The 17439-nt window shown below is 71.0% G+C and carries 14 protein-coding genes and 1 pseudogene; 8 read left to right on the top strand and 7 right to left on the bottom strand.

Going from position 1 to position 17439, the window contains the following annotated elements; translation table 11 throughout:
* Positions 1-93: 93 nt before the first annotated feature.
* Positions 94-1308 carry a small ribosomal subunit Rsm22 family protein gene (locus AC6JA9_RS34200; protein WP_426745217.1) on the bottom strand — a complete coding sequence of 405 codons (1215 nt, stop codon included), beginning with the start codon at positions 1306-1308 and terminating at the stop codon, positions 94-96.
* Between the two features lie 232 nt (positions 1309-1540).
* Here AC6JA9_RS34200 and AC6JA9_RS34195 point away from each other — a divergent pair.
* From AC6JA9_RS34195 to AC6JA9_RS34175, 5 genes and pseudogenes are all read left to right on the top strand, one after another.
* Positions 1541-2059: pseudogene (locus AC6JA9_RS34195) on the top strand (ABC transporter ATP-binding protein); the annotation flags it as partial.
* A gap of 15 nt (positions 2060-2074) precedes the next feature.
* On the top strand, positions 2075-2440 hold the full coding sequence (locus AC6JA9_RS34190; protein ID WP_491630673.1) for a hypothetical protein: 366 nt from the start codon (positions 2075-2077) through the stop codon (positions 2438-2440).
* A complete protein-coding gene (locus tag AC6JA9_RS34185; protein WP_223748437.1) occupies positions 2437-3243 on the top strand; it encodes an ABC transporter permease in 807 nt (268 codons plus the stop codon). Before AC6JA9_RS34190 ends, AC6JA9_RS34185 begins: the two co-directional genes overlap by 4 nt.
* 4 nt (positions 3244-3247) lie before the next feature.
* On the top strand, positions 3248-4051 hold the full coding sequence (locus tag AC6JA9_RS34180) for an ABC transporter permease (protein ID WP_223748438.1): 804 nt from the start codon (positions 3248-3250) through the stop codon (positions 4049-4051).
* A gap of 363 nt (positions 4052-4414) precedes the next feature.
* Positions 4415-6439 carry a Kelch repeat-containing protein gene (locus tag AC6JA9_RS34175; protein ID WP_497958400.1) on the top strand — a complete coding sequence of 675 codons (2025 nt, stop codon included), beginning with the start codon at positions 4415-4417 and terminating at the stop codon, positions 6437-6439.
* A 64-nt stretch (positions 6440-6503) separates the two neighbouring features.
* Here the strand turns inward: AC6JA9_RS34175 and AC6JA9_RS34170 are convergent, their stop codons facing one another.
* Positions 6504-7409 carry a helix-hairpin-helix domain-containing protein gene (locus AC6JA9_RS34170; RefSeq protein ID WP_223781637.1) on the bottom strand — a complete coding sequence of 302 codons (906 nt, stop codon included), beginning with the start codon at positions 7407-7409 and terminating at the stop codon, positions 6504-6506.
* 81 nt (positions 7410-7490) lie between these two features.
* Entirely contained in the window at positions 7491-7898 is a 408-nt protein-coding gene (locus tag AC6JA9_RS34165; RefSeq protein WP_267699690.1) for a RidA family protein, read from the bottom strand.
* Positions 7899-8014: 116 nt separating this feature from the next.
* On the opposite strand from AC6JA9_RS34165, the gene AC6JA9_RS34160 reads away from it, so the two are divergent.
* Entirely contained in the window at positions 8015-9640 is a 1626-nt protein-coding gene (locus tag AC6JA9_RS34160) for a peptide chain release factor 3 (RefSeq protein ID WP_223748441.1), read from the top strand.
* A gap of 21 nt (positions 9641-9661) precedes the next feature.
* Here AC6JA9_RS34160 and AC6JA9_RS34155 read toward each other — a convergent pair whose 3' ends face one another.
* Positions 9662-10204 carry a hypothetical protein gene (locus AC6JA9_RS34155; RefSeq protein WP_223748442.1) on the bottom strand — a complete coding sequence of 181 codons (543 nt, stop codon included), beginning with the start codon at positions 10202-10204 and terminating at the stop codon, positions 9662-9664.
* A gap of 68 nt (positions 10205-10272) precedes the next feature.
* Here AC6JA9_RS34155 and AC6JA9_RS34150 point away from each other — a divergent pair, with 68 nt between their 5' ends.
* Positions 10273-11766 carry a carboxypeptidase M32 gene (locus AC6JA9_RS34150; RefSeq protein ID WP_223748443.1) on the top strand — a complete coding sequence of 498 codons (1494 nt, stop codon included), beginning with the start codon at positions 10273-10275 and terminating at the stop codon, positions 11764-11766.
* Positions 11767-11778: 12 nt separating this feature from the next.
* Here AC6JA9_RS34150 and AC6JA9_RS34145 read toward each other — a convergent pair whose 3' ends face one another.
* Together AC6JA9_RS34145 and AC6JA9_RS34140 are read right to left on the bottom strand one after the other, a co-directional pair.
* Positions 11779-13560, bottom strand: coding sequence for a serine hydrolase domain-containing protein (locus tag AC6JA9_RS34145; protein ID WP_223748444.1), 1782 nt, complete (start codon positions 13558-13560; stop codon positions 11779-11781).
* A gap of 43 nt (positions 13561-13603) precedes the next feature.
* Positions 13604-13960, bottom strand: a complete 357-nt coding sequence (locus AC6JA9_RS34140) for a four-helix bundle copper-binding protein (protein WP_046715845.1) — start codon at positions 13958-13960, stop codon at positions 13604-13606.
* A 94-nt stretch (positions 13961-14054) separates the two neighbouring features.
* Here AC6JA9_RS34140 and AC6JA9_RS34135 point away from each other — a divergent pair, with 94 nt between their 5' ends.
* On the top strand, positions 14055-14696 hold the full coding sequence (locus AC6JA9_RS34135) for an O-methyltransferase (RefSeq protein ID WP_223781642.1): 642 nt from the start codon (positions 14055-14057) through the stop codon (positions 14694-14696).
* Between the two features lie 2 nt (positions 14697-14698).
* Here the strand turns inward: AC6JA9_RS34135 and AC6JA9_RS34130 are convergent, their stop codons facing one another.
* Positions 14699-17416 (bottom strand): M1 family metallopeptidase, encoded by a 2718-nt coding sequence (locus AC6JA9_RS34130; protein WP_497958399.1) that lies wholly within the window; start codon positions 17414-17416, stop codon positions 14699-14701.
* Between the last annotated feature and the right edge of the window lie 23 nt (positions 17417-17439).

Genomic DNA, 17439 nt, shown 5'->3' with positions numbered 1-17439 from the left:
CGTGCCCCAGAGGCGACTCCGGGGCGCGTCAGCGTGAAGCCGACGTCGACGTGCTCGCGGGGCGTGTCGGTCCCCGAGGGGCACGTGGACGTCTCAGGAGGGCGCGCCGGGGCTCGGGCTGGTTCCCGGGCTCGAAGGCGCGTCCTCCTTCGGAGGCGGGGGAGGCACGCCCTTGCCCGCGGGCGCCACCATCCGCACCTCCGACGTCTCCCCGAGCGCCAGGCCGTCGCCCTTGGGCTCCGTCTCCGTCACCGCGATGACGTCACCCCGGTGCAACTGGAGGAAGCGCTCGTTCTTCTCGTTGCGGTGGCGCTCCTGCATCGCCAGGCCCACGCGGCCCTCGGGCCCGCAGCCGATGTAGCGGTGGCGCCCCTTGCCCTCCAGCGGCTCGGAGACGATGCGGAACAGCCGCCCCGGCGGCGTCTGGGGCCACTCCTCGCCCTTGGGCGCCAGCATCAGGTAGCTCATCTTCAGCGCTTCCTTGTGCAGGCTCGCCGCGCGCGCCAGCTCCTCCACGACGCGAGGCATGGGCCACGGCCGCTCCGCGTGGCACCAGTCGGTCTCCTTCACCAGCGCCGGACACGGCCCCCGGTACATGCACGGCGCGCGCACCGCGTAGCCCCGCGACACCAGCGCGTCGCGCACGTGCAACAGGCCCCGGCTCGTCTCGCGCAGCGCCGGCTCCATCACCAGCAGGCTGCCGCCCTTCTTCACCTTCGCCAGCACCGCCTCCAGCAGCGCCGCGCGCGGGTTCGTCGCCGCGTCGCCCGTGCCGTACAGCTCGTTGATGACGTGCCCCATCGTGATGAGGTCGAACTGTCCCTCCGGCAGCGCCGCGGCCTTCTTCGTCGGGTCCCACTCGCGCGTGGCCAGCGCCTCGCCGGCCTCCGTCGCCAGCGCGCGCGCCAGGTTCAGCGCCGGCTTGCTGCGGTCCGCCGCCGTCACCTCCTTGGCTCCCGAGTCCATCGCCGCGAAGGCCACCGGCCCCGGGCCACTGCCCAAATCCAGCACCTGCCGGGGCCGGTTCGGCAGCTCGCCCAGCACCTGCCGCGCCTGCGCGTAGGACACCGGCCAGTAGAAGAGGAGATAGGCGCCCAGGAGCTTCGGGTCGTCCATGTAGCGCGCGCCCGCGAGCTGCCGCTCCCGCGTCAGGCCCATGGACAGCTGCCGCACGCCGGCGCCCACCTCCTTGACCTCCTGCGGCGTCAGCTTCGTCTCCGGCCCGTCCCCCCGGCCGCGCGACTGGCGCCACACGGCGATGAGCCGCGGCATCCACCGCTCCAGGTCCTTGCTGTATGCGTTGCTCATCCCGCCAAGCCTTCGACCGAGGGGCCGCTCCCGGCAGCGGCCCGTGTCAACCCGTTGTCACCGCGCCACTTGCTCAACTCCACGGTCGCCACCCGGGGGCGTCCGCGTTAAACCCTTGTCGCACATGATCTCCGTCCAAGGGCTGCGCAAGCACTACAAAGTCCACAAGCGCCCGCCTGGCCTCAAGGCGGCCCTCCGCTCGCTCTTCCACCGCACCTACACCTCCGTGAAGGCCGTGGATGGCATCTCCTTCGACATCCGCCCCGGCGAGCGCGTGGGCTTCCTGGGCCCCAACGGCGCCGGGAAGACCACGACGCTCAAGGTCCTCTCCGGCCTCTTGCACCCGTCCGAGGGCGAGGTCCGGGTGGACGGCCACGTGCCGCGCCTGCGCGAGGAGGCGTTCCTCAAGAAAATCATGCTCGTCATGGGGCAGAAGCAGCAGCTCTTGTGGGACCTACCACCGGCGGAGACCTTCGAGCTCAACCGCGCCATCTACGACGTGCCCGCGGCCCAATACAAGCAGACGTTGGACGAGCTGGTGGGCCTCTTGGAGATTGGCGACCTCATCGGCAAGCCCACCCGGCAGCTGTCCCTGGGCGAGCGCATGAAGTGCGAGCTGGCCGCGGCCCTCATCCACCGCCCCCGCGTGCTGTTCCTGGACGAGCCCACCATCGGCCTGGACGTGTCCATGCAGGCCACCATGCGGACCTTCATCAAGGACTACAACGAGAAGTACGGCGCCACGCTCATCCTCACCAGCCACTACATGGACGACGTGGCCGCCCTGTGTCCGCGCGTCATCGTCATCGACAAGGGGCTGCTCTCCTACGACGGCAGCCTGGACGCGCTGGTGCAGCGCGTGCGCCCGGAGAAGCGCGTGGTGCTGCGCCTGTCCGAGCAGGTGGAGGCGGGCCGGCTGGAGCCTTTGGGCAAGCTGGTGACGCACGAGGCGGGGATGGCGGTGCTCCAGGTGCGCCAGGACGCGGTCAACGCCACCATCTCCCGCGCCCTGTCGGGCCTGCCGGTGACGGACCTCACGGTGGAGAACGCGCCGCTCGAGGAGGTCATGAGCGAGCTGTTCGCGGAGAACAAGGCGCGCCGCGAGTCGACGGCTCAGGTGGTGCCGGCGTGAGCGCCCGAGGCGTGCTGCGCGCCCTGCCCACCATGCTGCGCGTGGGCTTCGCCGAGTCGATTGCCTACCGCGCGGAGATGTTCGTCTGGGTGCTGTCCACCACCATGCCGCTGGTCAACATGGTGCTGTGGATGGCGGTGTCCAAGGACGCGCCCGTGGGCAACTACGGCCAGGTCGACTTCGTCAGCTACTTCCTGGCCACCTTCGCGGTGCGCCAGCTCACCAGCGCCTGGGCCGCGTGGCTCATCAACTGGGAGGTGAAGCAGGGCACGCTGGCCATGCGCCTGTTGCGTCCCGTGTCGCCCCTGTGGGCCTACGCGTCGGAGAACGTCGCGGGCTTCCCCATGCGCGTCGTGGTCGCGGTGCCGGTGGTGCTGGTGAGCGTGGCGCTGGTGGGCGCCGACAAGGCGGTGCCCCAGCACGCGTGGGGCTGGGCCCTGTTCATCATCGCGGTGCTGGGCGGCTGGGCGATCACGTTCCTGGCCAACGTGGCCATCGGCGCGCTGAGCCTCTTCATGGACAGCAGCCAGAAGATGATGGAGGTCTGGATGGTCCTCTTCTTCGTCTGCTCCGGCTACATGTACCCGGTGGAGCTGCTGCCCGAGGGGCTGCGCACGCTCATCGACTGGCTGCCGTTCCGCTACCAGATGGGCCTGCCGGTGGAGCTGATGACGAGCGCGCATGATGTGCCCACGGCGCTGGGGCTGCTCGCGCGGCAGTGGGCGTGGGTGCTGGGGATGGGCGTCCTGGCGGTGACGCTCTGGAAGCAGGGCGTGAAGCGCTTCGCGGCGTTCGGAGGGTAGGGGCATGGTGCGGCGTTATCTGCGACTGCTCGGCGTACAGCTCAAGGCCTCCGGGCTCCAGGCGCTCCAGTACCGGGCGGACTTCCTCACCGAGGGCTTCACGTCCCTGTGCTGGGTCTTCACCGCGCTGGCGCCGCTGTTCGTCGTCTACGGGCGACGGCCGGCGGTGGAGGGGTGGACCTTCGGCGAGTCGCTGCTCGTGGTGGGCTGGTTCACCCTGCTGCAAGGCGTGCTCGAGGGGGCCATCAACCCCAGCCTCACGGGCGTGGTGGAGCACATCCGCAAGGGCACGCTGGACTTCGTGCTGCTCAAGCCCGCGGACGCGCAGTTCCTCGTGTCGACGCAGCGCTTCCTGCCGTGGCGCGCCTTCAACGTACTCACCGGCCTGGGCCTGTTCGTCTACGCCTTCATGCTGCTGGGCCGCGGGCCGTCACCCCTGGGGCTCCTCGCGTCCGTGCTGCTGCTGGGCACCAGCACGCTGCTGTTGTACTCGCTGTGGATATTGACGGTGAGCGCCGCGTTCTTCGTCGTCCGGGTGGACAACCTCACCTTCCTCTTCTCGTCCATCTTCGACTTCGCGCGGTGGCCCTCGTCGGTGTTCAAGGGCGTGGCGCGCGGCGCGTTGACGCTCGTCTTCACCTACGTGATTCCCCTCGCCCTGATGACCACCTTCCCGGCCGAAGCCATGTTGGGCCGGCTGCCGACGGTGTCCCTCGTTGGCGCGGTGGTGGGCTCGGCGCTCTTCGCGTGGGTGGCGCGGCGCGTCTGGATTCGCTCCATCGGCCATTACACCTCGGCCAGCAGCTAATCCCTTTCATCTCGCCCGGTTCCGCCGGGCGGACGGGCGCTTGTCGACTCGGCGGTGGGGTGTATCAACCCCACCTGTCGCAGGGGTGGAGCGTGTTTTTTCAGAGGCGGGATTGGCCTCGCTCCCAGGGATTGGGTTAAGCGCCGCCCTGTGCGGGCCATCGGGCCCCACATCCCCCTCGGGAAAGGACCTCCCTCCATGAAACGATGTATCAGGCTCGGCCACCTGGCCGCGCTGGTGACGGCGCTTGTCCTCACGGGATGCTCACACGAAGAATTTGCAGAGCCGTCGGAAGCCAGGGGGGCGGGTGCGGGGCTGACCGCCGCGCCCGTGCCGGAGCTGGGCTGGTCGTTGACGGCGAGCATGACGTTGCAGCGGGTGGACCACACGGCGACGGTGCTGCGCTCCGGCAACGTGCTGGTGGTGGGGGGGCAGTCTTCCACGAGCGCGGAGCTGTATGACGTGAGGGGCGCGCGCTGGCTCACAGGCGGCACGCTGAACGCGGCGCGGCGGCGACACACGGCGACGTTGCTCGGCAACGGCAAGGTGCTGGTGGTGGGGGGCGACTCGGCGGCGTCGGCCACGGGCACCGCGGAGCTGTATGAGCCGTCGCTGGGCTCGTGGGCGCCGACGGGCAGCCTGGACTCGCTGCGCTCGGGCCACACGGCGACGTTGCTCGGCAACGGCAAGGTGCTGGTGGTGGGCGGGGAGAACGGCGCGGGCGCGGGGCTCGCGAGCGCGCAGCTCTATGACTCGGCCACGGGCACGTGGTCCCAGACGGGGGCGCTGCGCAGGCCGCGCGTGGGCCACACGGCGACGCTGCTGCCCAACGGGCGGGTGCTGGTGGTGGGCGGACGACAGGGGCCTCGGGGCGCGTTCCTGCGCGACGCGGAGCTGTACGAGCCGTCCACCGGGACGTGGAGCGTCGCGGCGAGTCTGCTCGTGGCGCGCGCGGGCCACACGGCGACGCTGCTGTTGTCCGGCAAGGTGCTGGTGGTGGGCGGCTTCGTGGACGAGTTCACCGCGACGCGCGGCGTGGAGGTGTTCGACCCGGGCATGGGGAGCTGGAGCCCCGTCACGCAGGCCTTGCCGGCGGAGCGCGCGCAGCACACGGCCACGCTCCTGCACTCGGGTGAGGTGCTCGTCACCGGAGGCTCGGACGGCAACGAGCCCTACCTGGAGACGGCGCTGCTGTATGACCCGGCGCAGGGGCGCTGGACGCAGGTGGCGTCCATGAGCACGAGCAGGCTGGGCCACACGGCGACGTTGCTGGTCCAGGGCGACGTGCTCGTCACGGGCGGAAGCCCCGACAGCGTGCAGCGCTCCGCCACGGCCGAGCGGTACTCGGTGCCCACGCCGCCGTGGCGCCTCACCACGAGCATGGCGACGACGCGCTATCAGCACACGGCGTCGCTCCTGGGGTCGGGCAAGGTGCTGGTGGCGGGCGGCACGATGGGCGGCGCGGGCCTGGGCGGCGCGGAGCTGTATGACGAGGCCCAAGCCACGTGGACGGCGACGGGCAGCCTCGTCACCCCGCGCTTCCTGCACACCGGGACGGTGCTGCCCTCGGGCAGGGTGCTGGTGGCGGGAGGTCAGGCCTCCGGGTCGTCCTACCTGTCCTCCGCCGAGGTGTACAACCCGGACACCGGCCTCTGGAGCACCACCGGCGCGCTCGCGGGGACGCGCTCGCGGCACACCGCGACGTTGCTGCTCTCCGGGCAGGTGCTGGTGACGGGAGGGCGGTCTTCGTCGAGCTTCAGCAGCATCCAGGCCACGGCGGAGCTGTATGACCCGCCGTCGGGCACCTGGCGCGCCACGGGCTCGATGAGCGTGAAGCGCATCAACCACACCGCCACGATGTTGTTGTCGGGACACGTGCTGGTGGCCGGTGGCACCACGCCCACGGGGGACACGGCCACCGCGGAGCTCTACGACATGAACACCGGGGTGTGGTCTCCCGCGGGCTCCATGTCGGGCACGCGCTATGGCCACGTCGCGGTGTCGCTGCCGGGAGGCCGGGTGCTGGTGGCGGGCGGCTGGGGGCAGGGGGGCGCGTTGGCCTCGGCCGAAATCTACGAGCCCGCGCTGGGCCTGTGGATGCCGGTGGCGCCCATGTCGAGCAGCCGCTACGGGGCGATGGCGTCGGTGCTGCCGTCGGGCCGGGTGCTGGTCATGGGCGGGGACGCGGGCGCCGCCACGGGGCTGTTGCCCACCTCCGAGGTGTATGACCCGGCCACGGGCCTGTGGACGTCCGCGGGCGCGCTGTCCAATCCGCTGTCGAGCGCGGCGGTGTCGCGCCTGGCGGGCTCGGACCGGTTGCTCGTCACTGGCGGGCTGGGCTCGAGCGGCGCGGTCTCCACCGTGGAGCTCTACTTCCCGGCGCCCTGAGACGCGGTGTCATGTCCCGCGCGTGCGGGATGCCGCGGGCGGGACGTGGCGTGGAGGGCCGCGCTCACGCGCCGGGAGGCGGCGCCTCCGTCTCCTCGGACTCCACGCCGTAGTAGGCCAGACACTCCACCTCGCGGCCCCGCACGACGCGCCGTCCATCCAGCGGCCCGCCGTGCGCGGTGACGACGGTGCACTGGCCCTCGTCGCCGTCCTTGTCGAAGTAGAGCACCACCCACTCGCGCGTCGCGTCCTGCTGGTGCGCGAGCGCCGTGTTGGAGAACAGCGCGCGCACGCTCCACCCGTCCACTTTGCGCCGCAGCACCGGCAGCCACGCCTCGCCCGTGGGGTTGAAGCGCCGGGGCGCGATGGTGCGCAGCTCGCCGGCCTCCGCGCGCCGGCGGTACTCCTCGTCCACCTGGAGCAGCAGCCCGACGTCCGGCTGGGGACCGCCTTCCTCCCGTTGCTCCTGCTTGCGCGCCAGCCCGCGCCGGTTGCGGCCCAGCCGCGCCGCCAGCAGGTCGCGCACCTGCTGCCCGCGACGAGGACCGAAGCCCTCCACCGCCTCCAGGTGTCCGTCGTGCGCCGCCTGCTCCAGTTCCTCGAGCGAGCGCACCCCCAGCTCCTCATGGATGCGCCGCGCGAGCTCCGGCCCGATGCCCGGCACGCTGGCGAGCAGCTGCTCGGGAGAGGACTCGTCCTCCAGGCGCTGCAACAGCCCCAGGTGCCCGGTGCGCACCAGCTCCGCGATGGAGGCCGCGATGCTCTTGCCCACCCCGGGCAGCTCCCTGAGCCCCGCCTCGCCCTTGGACGCGAGCAGCTCCGCCACGGAGTCCGGCCACTTCCCCACCGTCGCCGCCGCCTTGCGGTAGGCCGATACCCGGAAGGGCATGGCGTCCTGCTGCTCGAGCAGGTCCGCCACGCGCTCCAGCGCGTCCGCGAGGCTGATGTTGTCCTTCCATTCGACGCCCATGGCTCCCTCCAACTTGGAGCGTCGCGTCCCAGGCGGCCACCCCGACCTGGGACACCGGGCGGGCAGGGGAGCGCCCGCTCCTCAGGGCGTCGGAGCCGGCGCGTCCGCCACGATGGCGTCCGCTTCAATCTCCACCAGCATCGCCGGGTCGATGAGCTTGCTCACCTCCACCATCGACGTGGCGGGGCGGATGGCGGCGAAGAACTCCCCGTGGGCGCGGCCCACCTCCTCCCAGCGGGAGATGTCCGTGACGTACATGCGCGTGCGCACCACGTCCTTCAGGCTGGCGCCCACGGCCTTCAGCGCGGCCTCGATGTTGCGCAGGGTCTGCGTGGCCTGGAGGTAGGCGTCCCCGGGGCCCACCACCTGGCCCTGGGCGTCCGTGGCGGTGGTGCCGGAGACGGAGACGAAGGGGCCCACGCGCACCGCGCGCGAGTAGCCCACGCGGGGCTCCCAGGGAGTACCTGTCGAGTGGTGGGTCCGCTGCATGGCCGCCTCCAGGGGCGAGAAAGGGTGGGCGGACCCTCCCACGGGCGTCGGGCGGACCGCCAGGGGCTCCTTGCTGGCTGCAAGGAAACACGGCCCGTGGTAGTTGGCCTCGGGTCATGACGAACGAGCTCGACAGGGAGGTCGCCCGGCGGCGCACCTTCGCGATCATCTCCCACCCCGACGCGGGCAAGACCACGCTCACCGAGAAGCTCTTGCTCTACGGCGGCGCCATCCACCTGGCCGGCAGCGTCAAGGCCAAGCGCGCGCGGCGCCACGCCACCAGCGACTGGATGGAGCTGGAGAAGGAGCGCGGCATCTCCGTCACCTCGTCCGTCCTCCAGTTCTCCTACCGGGACCACGCGGTCAACCTGCTGGACACCCCGGGCCACCAGGACTTCTCCGAGGACACCTACCGCACGCTGGCCGCGGCGGACTCGGCGGTGATGCTCATCGACGCCGCCAAGGGCGTCGAGCCGCAGACCAAGAAGCTCTTCAAGGTCTGCCGCATGCGCGGCATCCCCATCTTCACCTTCGTCAACAAGCTGGACCGCTACGGCCGCGAGCCGCTCGAGCTGATGAACGAGCTGGAGCAGGTGCTCGGCATCCGCTCGTACCCGATGAACTGGCCCATCGGCATGGGGCCGGAGTTCCGCGGCGTCTACGACCGGCAGGCCCGCGTGGTCCACGTCTTCTCCGCGGAGGGCTCCCACGGCGAGTCGGAGGTCGCCGAGCGCTCGGTCTCCATCGACTCGGATGAAATCAAGACGGTGCTCACCGAGGCGGAGCTGGCGAAGCTGCACGAGGACATCGAGCTGCTCGACATCGGCGGGGACGAGTTCACCCGCGAGAAGAGCGACGCGGGGCAGTTGACGCCCATGTTCTTCGGCAGCGCGATGACGAACTTCGGCGTGCGCCCGTTCCTCGACGCGTTCCTGGACCTGGCGCCCGCGCCCACCTCGCGCCCGACGACGAGCGGCCCGCGCGAGCCGAACAACCCCAGGTTCGCGGGCTTCGTCTTCAAGATTCAGGCGAACATGGACCCCGCGCACCGCGACCGCATCGCCTTCATGCGCGTGGTGAGCGGCCGCTACGTCAAGGGCATGAACGCGTACCACTCGCGCCTGGGCAAGGAGGTGCGCCTGGCCAAGCCCAGCCAGTTCATGGCCGCCGAGCGCACCGCGATTGAAGACGCGTGGCCCGGGGACGTCATCGGCCTGTTCGACCCGGGGCAGTACCGCATCGGCGACACGCTCGCCGAGGGCACGGACGTGGAGTTCGAGGGCGTGCCGCGCTTCAGCCCCGAGTACTTCGCCGTGGTGCGCTCCAAGGACCCGCTGCGCCGCAAGCAGATGGAGAAGGGCCTGGAGCAGCTGTCGGAAGAGGGCACGGTGCAGATCTTCCAGCAGCTGGCCATGGGCATGAAGGACCCGATTGTCGGCGTGGTCGGCGCGCTCCAGTTCGAGGTCCTCCAGTACCGGCTGGAGCACGAGTACGGGGCGAAGATCGCCCTGGACCGGCTGCCCTTCAGCCACGCGCGCTGGGTGGTGGGGCCCAACTTCGACCCCAAGTCCTTCGACTGGGAGGGCAACCGTCAGACGGTGCAGGACCGCGACGGGCTGCCGCTGGTCCTCTTCCGCGACGACTGGGCGCTCCAGCACGCCGAGGACAAGCACCCGGACCTGAAGTTCCTCAACGAGGCCCCGCAGCTGCGCAAGGCGCTGGCGCTCAACACGGGGAGCTGAGGCTCCCCGCGCGGCGGGCGGCTACTTGTAGACGTTGACCGTGCCGCCGCGGAACTGGGAGTCGCGAAGGACCAGGCCCTCCTTGTAGAGGCGGGCCGCCTTGGGGCCGACGAAGAAGTCCTTCGGCTGGCCCCGGCGGTACGTCTTCTTCACGTGCTCCTCGATTTCGAGGAACAGGCCCCGGAAGCGGTCCGGCGCCGCGTTCTTGCGGCCCGTCTGCGCGGTGATGTCCAGCTCCGCCCAGAGCTTGCCGGAGACCAGCTCGCCCTCCTCGTTGGTGCGGCAGCGCTCCATGAAGATGACGGGGGAGCGCACCTCGTCCACGCGCCAGCTGCCCTTGTCCGGGCCGCGCTTCACCTTGTCGACGATGGCGGGGCCAATCTCGCTGGCCACCAGGTACAGGTCCTCCTGGGGCAGCCGGTCCATGTGGTCCTGGTGGGCGCGGAACGTCACCCAGTCCTCCGGGACGCGGCGGGGGTACACCTCCAGCACGAAGCGCTCCAGGTAGCGGAAGAAGGCGAGCTCGTCGTCGGGGGTCATGAAGAACTGGAGGACATTGGCCATTGCCGGGCCCTCATACCCTTGTGTCCTCCGGGGCGGAAGTCCGGGGTGAGGCGCGCTATAGAGTCCCCATGGATACCTGGCTGCTCTCCCGGATGCAGGAGCTGAAGGACCTCCAGGGGCTCATCGGCCTCGCCACGTGGGACCAGGAGACGTACCTGCCCTCCAAGGCGGGTCCGGCCCGCGCCCAGCAGCTCTCCACCCTCCAGGGGCTCCACCACGAGCGCCTGGTGGACCCGAGGCTGGGAGAGGCCCTCTCCAAGGCCTCCGTGGACCCTGGGCTGACCGGGGACGAGCAGGCCATGGTGGCCGTGCTCCAGCGGGAACGGGAGCGCGAGGTGCGCGTGCCCGCCGCCCTGGTGCGTGCCCTGGCCGAGGCCCAGAGCCATGGCCTCCACGCCTGGCGGGAGGCCCGCAAGGAGCGCCGCTTCGCCCGGTTCCAGCCCGCGCTCCAGCGGCTGTTGTCCCTGCGCCGCGAGCAGGCGGACGCCTACGGGCATGACGGTGAGCGTTACGACGCCCTGCTGGAGGGGTACGAGCCGGGCATGCGGGTCTCCCGACTGACGCCGGTGCTCACGGCGCTGCGCGAGCAGCTGGTGCCCATGGTGGGCAAGCTCACGGGGACGGGGACGCGTCCTCGGCCCGTGTTCGACGGGCGCCGCTTCGACAAGGACGCGCAGTGGCGCTTCACGTTGAAGCTGCTCGAGGGCATCGGCTTCGACCTGGAGGCGGGGCGGCAGGACTTGAGCATCCACCCGTTCACCGGGGGCACGCATGCGCTCGACGTGCGGCTCACCACGCACGTGGACGAGTCGAATCCGCTGTCGGCCATCTTCAGCACCATCCATGAAGCGGGGCACGGGCTGTTCGAGCAGGGCTTCGCGCCGGAGCTGCACCGCACGCCGCTGGCGGCGTCTCCCTCGATGGGGCTGCACGAGTCGCAGTCGCGGCTGTGGGAGAACCAGGTGGGCCGGGGCCGGCCGTTCTGGGAGCACTACTTCCCGCTGCTGCGTGACAGCTTCCCGGAGGCGCTGAAGGGCGTGGACCTGGAGGACTTCCTCGCGGCGGTGAACGAGGTGCGGCCGTCGCTCATCCGCACCGAGTCCGACGAGGTGACGTACAACCTGCACATCGCCGTGCGCTACGAGCTGGAGCTGTTGCTCCTGCGTGACGCGCTCCCGCTGGACGACGTGCCCGCGGCGTGGAACGAGCGCATGGAGCGCTACCTCGGCGTGACGCCGCCGGATGACACGCAGGGCGTGTTGCAGGACATCCACTGGGCCTGGGGCGAGCTGGGGTACTTCCCGACGTACTCGCTGGGCAACCTCTACGCGGCGTCGCTCTACCGCGTCGCGGGGCGGGAGCTGCCGGACCTGGACGCGCAGCTTCGCCAGGGGAAGATGCTGCCCCTGCGCGACTGGCTGCGCGACCGCGTGCACCAGCATGGCTTCCGTTTGCCCGCGGAGGAGCGGGTGCGCGTGGTGACGGGGCAGGGGCTCACCGACGCGGACTTCCTCACGCACCTGCGCTCGAAGTACGGCGCGCTCTACGGCATCACGCTCTGAGTCGAGGCGCGCTCACTTCCCGGAGCGCACCGCGGCCATGATGAACTTGGGCAGCAGCTCCTCACGGAACTTCCGCCAGAGCGCGACGTGGTTGTAGTTGCCCGCGGTGAACATCACGACGAGGTCCAGCTCGGGGACGACCATCACGAGCTGTCCGCCGTTGCCGCAGGCCTCGTACTCGGAGAACACGCGCTCTCCGACCTTCAGCTCGTGACGCCACCACGTGTAGCCGTAGGTCTGCTTCTCGTTCATCGTCGCGTGCTTCGCGATGGACTGCTCCACCCATCGCTTGCTCACCACGCGCCGGCCGTTCCACGTCCCTCCCGAGAGGTACAGCTGCCCGAGCTTCAGCGCGTCGCGCGGGCGCATGTAGATGCCGCCGCCCAGGTACTGCTCGCCGTCCGGCATCAGGTCCAGGTGGTAGTCGCGCATCTGGAGCGGCGTGGCGAGGTGCTCGGTGAAGAACTCCGGAATCCACCGCTTCGTGGTGTTGCGCAGCACGCCGCCCACCAAATTGATGTTCGCCGAGCAGTACACGCCCTTCGTCCCCGGCTCGGACACCATGGGCAAATCCAACGTGTACTTGTACCAATCCGGGACGGAGTCCTCGAGCCGGTCCTCGTTGCCCGGTGACTCCGCGTCATCGTCGTCACACGCCAGCCCCGTGGACATCGACATCAGGTGCGCCACGTCGAGCCTGCGCTTGCGCTCATCCAGGTGCGCCACCTTGCCCTGGTACTCGGGGAGCAGCGAGAGGACGGGTGTGTCGACGGTGAAGGGCGCGCCCTGGTCCAGCGCGATGCCCACCAGCACGGAGGCGTACGTCTTCGCCGCCGAGCGCAGGTCATGCGGACGCTCCTTGTCGAAGCCCTGGAAGTACTCCTCGACCACCAGCTTCCCGCGTCGCGCCACCAGCAGGCCCTGGATGGCCGGCGCCGAATCGGGGCTCGGCTCCTGGTCGAGAATCTGCTGCACCAGCTCGCGCAGCGGCTGCGCGTCCATGCCCACGTCCGCGAGTGACGCCGTCTTCCAGCCGTCATCCTCGGCGACAGGAGGCCGGTAGACGTAGGGGCCCGGCGCGGGCGTGCGCGCGTACAGGCCCACCGCCTGCGAGCGCTCCCGCCGTGTGAAGTCGAACGTCGTCTCGAAGGGCGGGTAGTGCAGCGACAGCCGCTCCGAGTCCGCGTCGAACGTCCCCTGGTACGTGGCCCCGCCCTTCGTCGGCGTCAGTCGCACGGTGTTGCCCTCGACGCTCACGCGGAACAGCACCCGGTTGCCCACGTTGCGCTCGGGGTTGCGCAGGAACGCCGTCACGGTGCCGTCGGTCTCCTTGCGCACCACCAGGTACAGCGAGAACCGGTCCTCCAGCGGCGCCACCTGTCCACGCCACACGTCCGCGCGCAGCGCACGCAGCTCCACCGGCGAGGCGAACTTCATGCCGCTCATCTGGACTCGCGGCTGAATCCAGTGGCCCCGGATGCGCTTGCCGTCCTTCGAGCGCGTGGCGCGCAGCTCGCCCTGTCCGCCCGGCAGGACGACGGAGACCTGGGTGCCCTCCACGCGCGCCGGAGCCTCGAAGCCGGCGATGCGCGCGCGCCACGTGTCTGCCTCGCGCGTCAGCGTCAATTCACCCCGGACCTGGGGACCGAGGACCCGCTCAGTGCCCCAGGTGCCCACCAGCCGCTCGGCGGACACCGGGGGCGCGGCGGCGGTCTGGCCACGCGCGGGGAGGGCGGAGAACACCAGCCCGAGGATGAGGAGGAAGTTGATGGTCGGGTTGTAGATGCAATTCATCTGACGCCGAGCCTAGCGCGGGCTCCGGCGGATGTATCGCGGCTCAGAACGAGAACAGCAGCGGGCGGCACGAGCGGGCGAGCCGCAGCGCGTCCCGGGCGAGCGAGTACGAACTGGCGTCATCCGCGTCCAGCCAGGCCGCGCGGGCCACCTGGTTGCTCAGCTCGAAGCACAGGTTGGTGGTGTGCCGCGCCAGCCGGCTCTCCTTGCGCAGCGCGCGCACGTTGAGCTCGCACAGCTCCGCGCACTGCCGCAGCGCGCGCACGGAGGCGCTGCTCAGCGTCTGGCCCTGGGCCAGCAGGCGCGCCATGCCCGCCTCGCACGACGCCTGACACTGGAGGCTCGCATCGATGCAGCGCGACACGTCCGCGCGAGCACCGCCCAGTCTCGCTCCCGTCATCGCAGGCACCTCCGTTGCGCCCACCAGGGTATGCACGCCGAGCGGCGGAGCAACTGGAAGTGGGCCATGGGATGCCCGATGTTAAACGTTCACCATGCCGAAGCTCACGCTCGTCCCGAATGAAATCGAGGAGTACGCCCGCGCGCACACCGCGGCACCCGCGCCACTGTTCGAGGAACTCAAGGACATCACCCAGTCGCGCACGACCTCTCCCGGAATGCAGGTGGGCCCGGTCGAGGGCGCCTTCCTGAAAATGCTCGTCTCGCTCACGAGTGCGAGGCGCGTCCTGGAAATCGGGACCTTCACGGGATACTCCGCTCTGATGATGGCGGAGGGGCTCCCGGGCGACGGTGAGCTCATCACCTGCGACATCAATCCCGAGACGGCGGAAATCGCGCGCGCCTTCTTCGCCAGGAGTCCGCAGGGTCGGAAAATCCAGCTTCGACTCGGGCCTGCCCTGGAAACCCTGAAGACGCTGCGGGGTCCTTTCGACCTCGTCTTCATCGACGCGGACAAGGGGAACTACGGCGCCTATTGGGACGCGGCGGTGCCGCTGGTGCGTCCGGGCGGGCTCCTGGTCGCGGACAACGTGCTGTGGTCCGGGCGCGTGCTCAGCCCGGAGTCGGAGTCGGACCACGCGATGGTGGCCTTCAACGCGAAGGTCGTGGCGGACGCGCGCGTGGAGCCGGTGCTGCTGACGGTGCGTGACGGGATGATGCTCGCGCGCAAGCGCTGACGTCAGTAGCGCGCGAGGAAGCGCGTGAGGCCGGGGCGCAGGGCCTCGCGCTGCGCGATGCACTGGTCCACGCGCTCCAGCGACTGGGCCAGCACGCGCTCGCCGCCCTCGACGTCGCGGGCGCGCGGGCCGAACACCCGGGCCACCTCGTCGCGGTGCGCGGCGTCGCAGAAGAACCCGCCGCCGCCGAGCAGCCACGTGGTGAGGTCGCGGGGCAGCCGCTCGCGCAGGGCGTCGAAGTGCTCGTGCAGGAAGGTGAAGGCCACCTCGCGCGTGGGCGCCTCCGACAGGAGTCCGAAGAGGATGGCCAGCGCCTCGCGCGTGTCCACCTTCGCGTCCAGCAGCAGCTCCAGGCTCTTCTTCGCGAGCGTCACGTCGCGGAAGCCGCCGAGCGTGGCGAGCAGCAGCCGGCGCTCCTCGTCGGTGGCGGTGCGCGCGGCCGCGCGCAGGCGCTCGTGCAGCTCGGCGTCACCCGCCGCAGCGGCCGCGTTGAGGACGGTGGCCCGGTCCTCGGGCGCGAGCGTGCTCCGGTCCTGGAGCCAGCGCAGCGTGAGTCGTCGCGCCTCGGCGCGCAGCCTCGGGTCCTCGCCCTCGGTCGTCGCCATCGAGAGCAGGGAAGGGCGCATCAGCCGCGTCTCTTCACTCTCCCCGGGGCGCGACACGAAGCCCACCGCGCGCGCGCGTCCGCCGAAGAGCCCGCGCACGAAGCGCGCCCGGTGCGAGCGCAGCGAGTCCGGCACCAGGTCCCGATGCACGCTGTCCACCACCTCCGCCGCGCTGCTGACCAGCTCCGCGTCGCCCTCGCCCAGCCGCGCCACCAGCGTGAGCGCCTGGCCGACGTCCAGCTCGCCGCTGCCGACGAGCGCCCGCGCGTCCGCCATCAGCACCAGCCGCTCGGGGACGGTGAGGCGCGCGCCGCCGCGTCGCGCGAGCTTCTCCAGCCCGTCCCCCCGCAGGAGCGCGTGGTAGTAGCCGCGCGCGTCCGCGTTGGGGTGCACCCAGTCCGGGCAGCCCTTCGCCTCGGGCAGCGCCAGGGTGTCACGGGCGCCGGTGAGCACCGTGCATGCGCGGCCCTCCTTCTGGCCCACCGCGTAGCGCACGCACAGCGGCACGCGCCAATCCCGCGTCCCGGAGGTGTCCTTCGCGCCGAGGGGCAGGTAGCGCTTCTGCTCCAGCGCGAGCCGGGGCGCGCCGTCCTTGGGGCACTGGAGCGTCATCGCCACCAGGGGCACGCCGGGCTGGTCCAGGAAGGTGGAGAACGCGGGCGCCACGTCCTGCCCGGCCTCGAGCGACAGCGCGTGGAAGAAGTCCTCCGTGGTGGCGGTGCCGCGCGCGTGGGCGCGCAGGTAGTGACGCACGCCGCGCTGGAACGCGTCCTGTCCCACCCACGACTCGAACATCGCGAGCACCGCGGCGCCCTTGCCGTAGGTGATGCCGTCGAACGCGCCGTGGATGTCGCCGGGTGACTCAATCGGCTGGCGGATGCTGCGCGCGGTGACGAGCCAGTCCTCCTGCATCGCCTGCCCGCGCGCCTCCACGCGGCGCACGTCCGCGCGCCACCCGGGCTGCCAGCGCTTCACCATCTTGAAGGCGAGCCAGTCCGCGAAGGACTCGTTGAGCCACAGGTCGTCCCACCACGCGGGCGTGACCAGGTTGCCGAACCACTGGTGCGCCAGTTCGTGCGCCTGCGTCTCGGCGAAGCCGCGCTGTCGCCACAGCGTGTCCGTCTCCGGCGTGCGGAGCATCAGCGGCGCGCCGAAGGTGATGAGGCCCGGGTGCTCCATGGCGCCGCCCACGAGCCCCGGCACCGCGAGCACATCCAGCTTCGAGTACGGGTAGGGCGAGCCGAACCACTCCTCCAGATGGGCGAGCAGCGGCGCGGTCACGGACGCGGCGTACGCGGCCTCCGCTCCCCGCCCACGGGGCACCAGCATGCGCACCGGCACCTTCGCCTCGCCCGCCGTGCCCGCGTCCACCGCGTCGAAGGGCCCCACCGCGAAGGCCACCAGGTACGTGGGCAATGGCGGCGTCGTCTGGAAGCGCACCGTCTTCCAGCCCTCGGCCCCCAACTCCTCGGCACGCACGGGCATGTTGGAGAAGGCGGCGTCCTCCGCGCGCACGCGCAGGGTGAGCGACCAGGGAATCTTGAAGCCGGGCTCGTCGAAGGAGGGGAAGGCGCGCCGCGCGTACAGCGGCTGGAACTGCGTCATCGCGTACCAGCGGCCCTCCTCCTCTTCACGGAAGACGCCGCTGTCCTCCTTGTCGTACGCGCGGCCCGAGTACTCGACGTGCAGCGTGACGGTGCCCGGCGGAAGCGGCGCCTGGGCGACGAAGGCGAGCAGGTCCTCGCCCACCGGCATCGCCTCCACCGGCACGCGCGAGTCCGCCGTCTGGACGTGCGCGCGCCGCAGCGCCAGCTCGGTGCCGTGCAGCCAGAGCACGCGCGTGGGCTCCGACAGGGACAGCTCCACGTCCACCTCGCCGCGGAACGTCTCCTGACGCGGGTCCAGCTCCAACGTCACCGACTGCCGCGTGGGACGCACGCCGGCCTCCAGGCGCAGCCCGGGTGGCACGAGCGCTTGGGGCGTCTCCACGGGCGCGGGCACGACGCGAGGGCGAGGCATCGGCGTGGGCGCCGCGTCGCGTGAGCGCCCCAGGCACCCCACGTGGAGGAGCGTCAGCCAGAGTCCGAGGATGGCGCCAAGGTGTCCCAACCGCATCGAGGAGCTCCGTCCCGTCCGAC

It is taken from the genome of Myxococcus sp. MH1 (assembly GCF_059738865.1).
The sequence above is the reverse complement of the archived record's forward strand: the minus strand, read 5'-3'. Positions and strand labels throughout refer to the sequence as shown.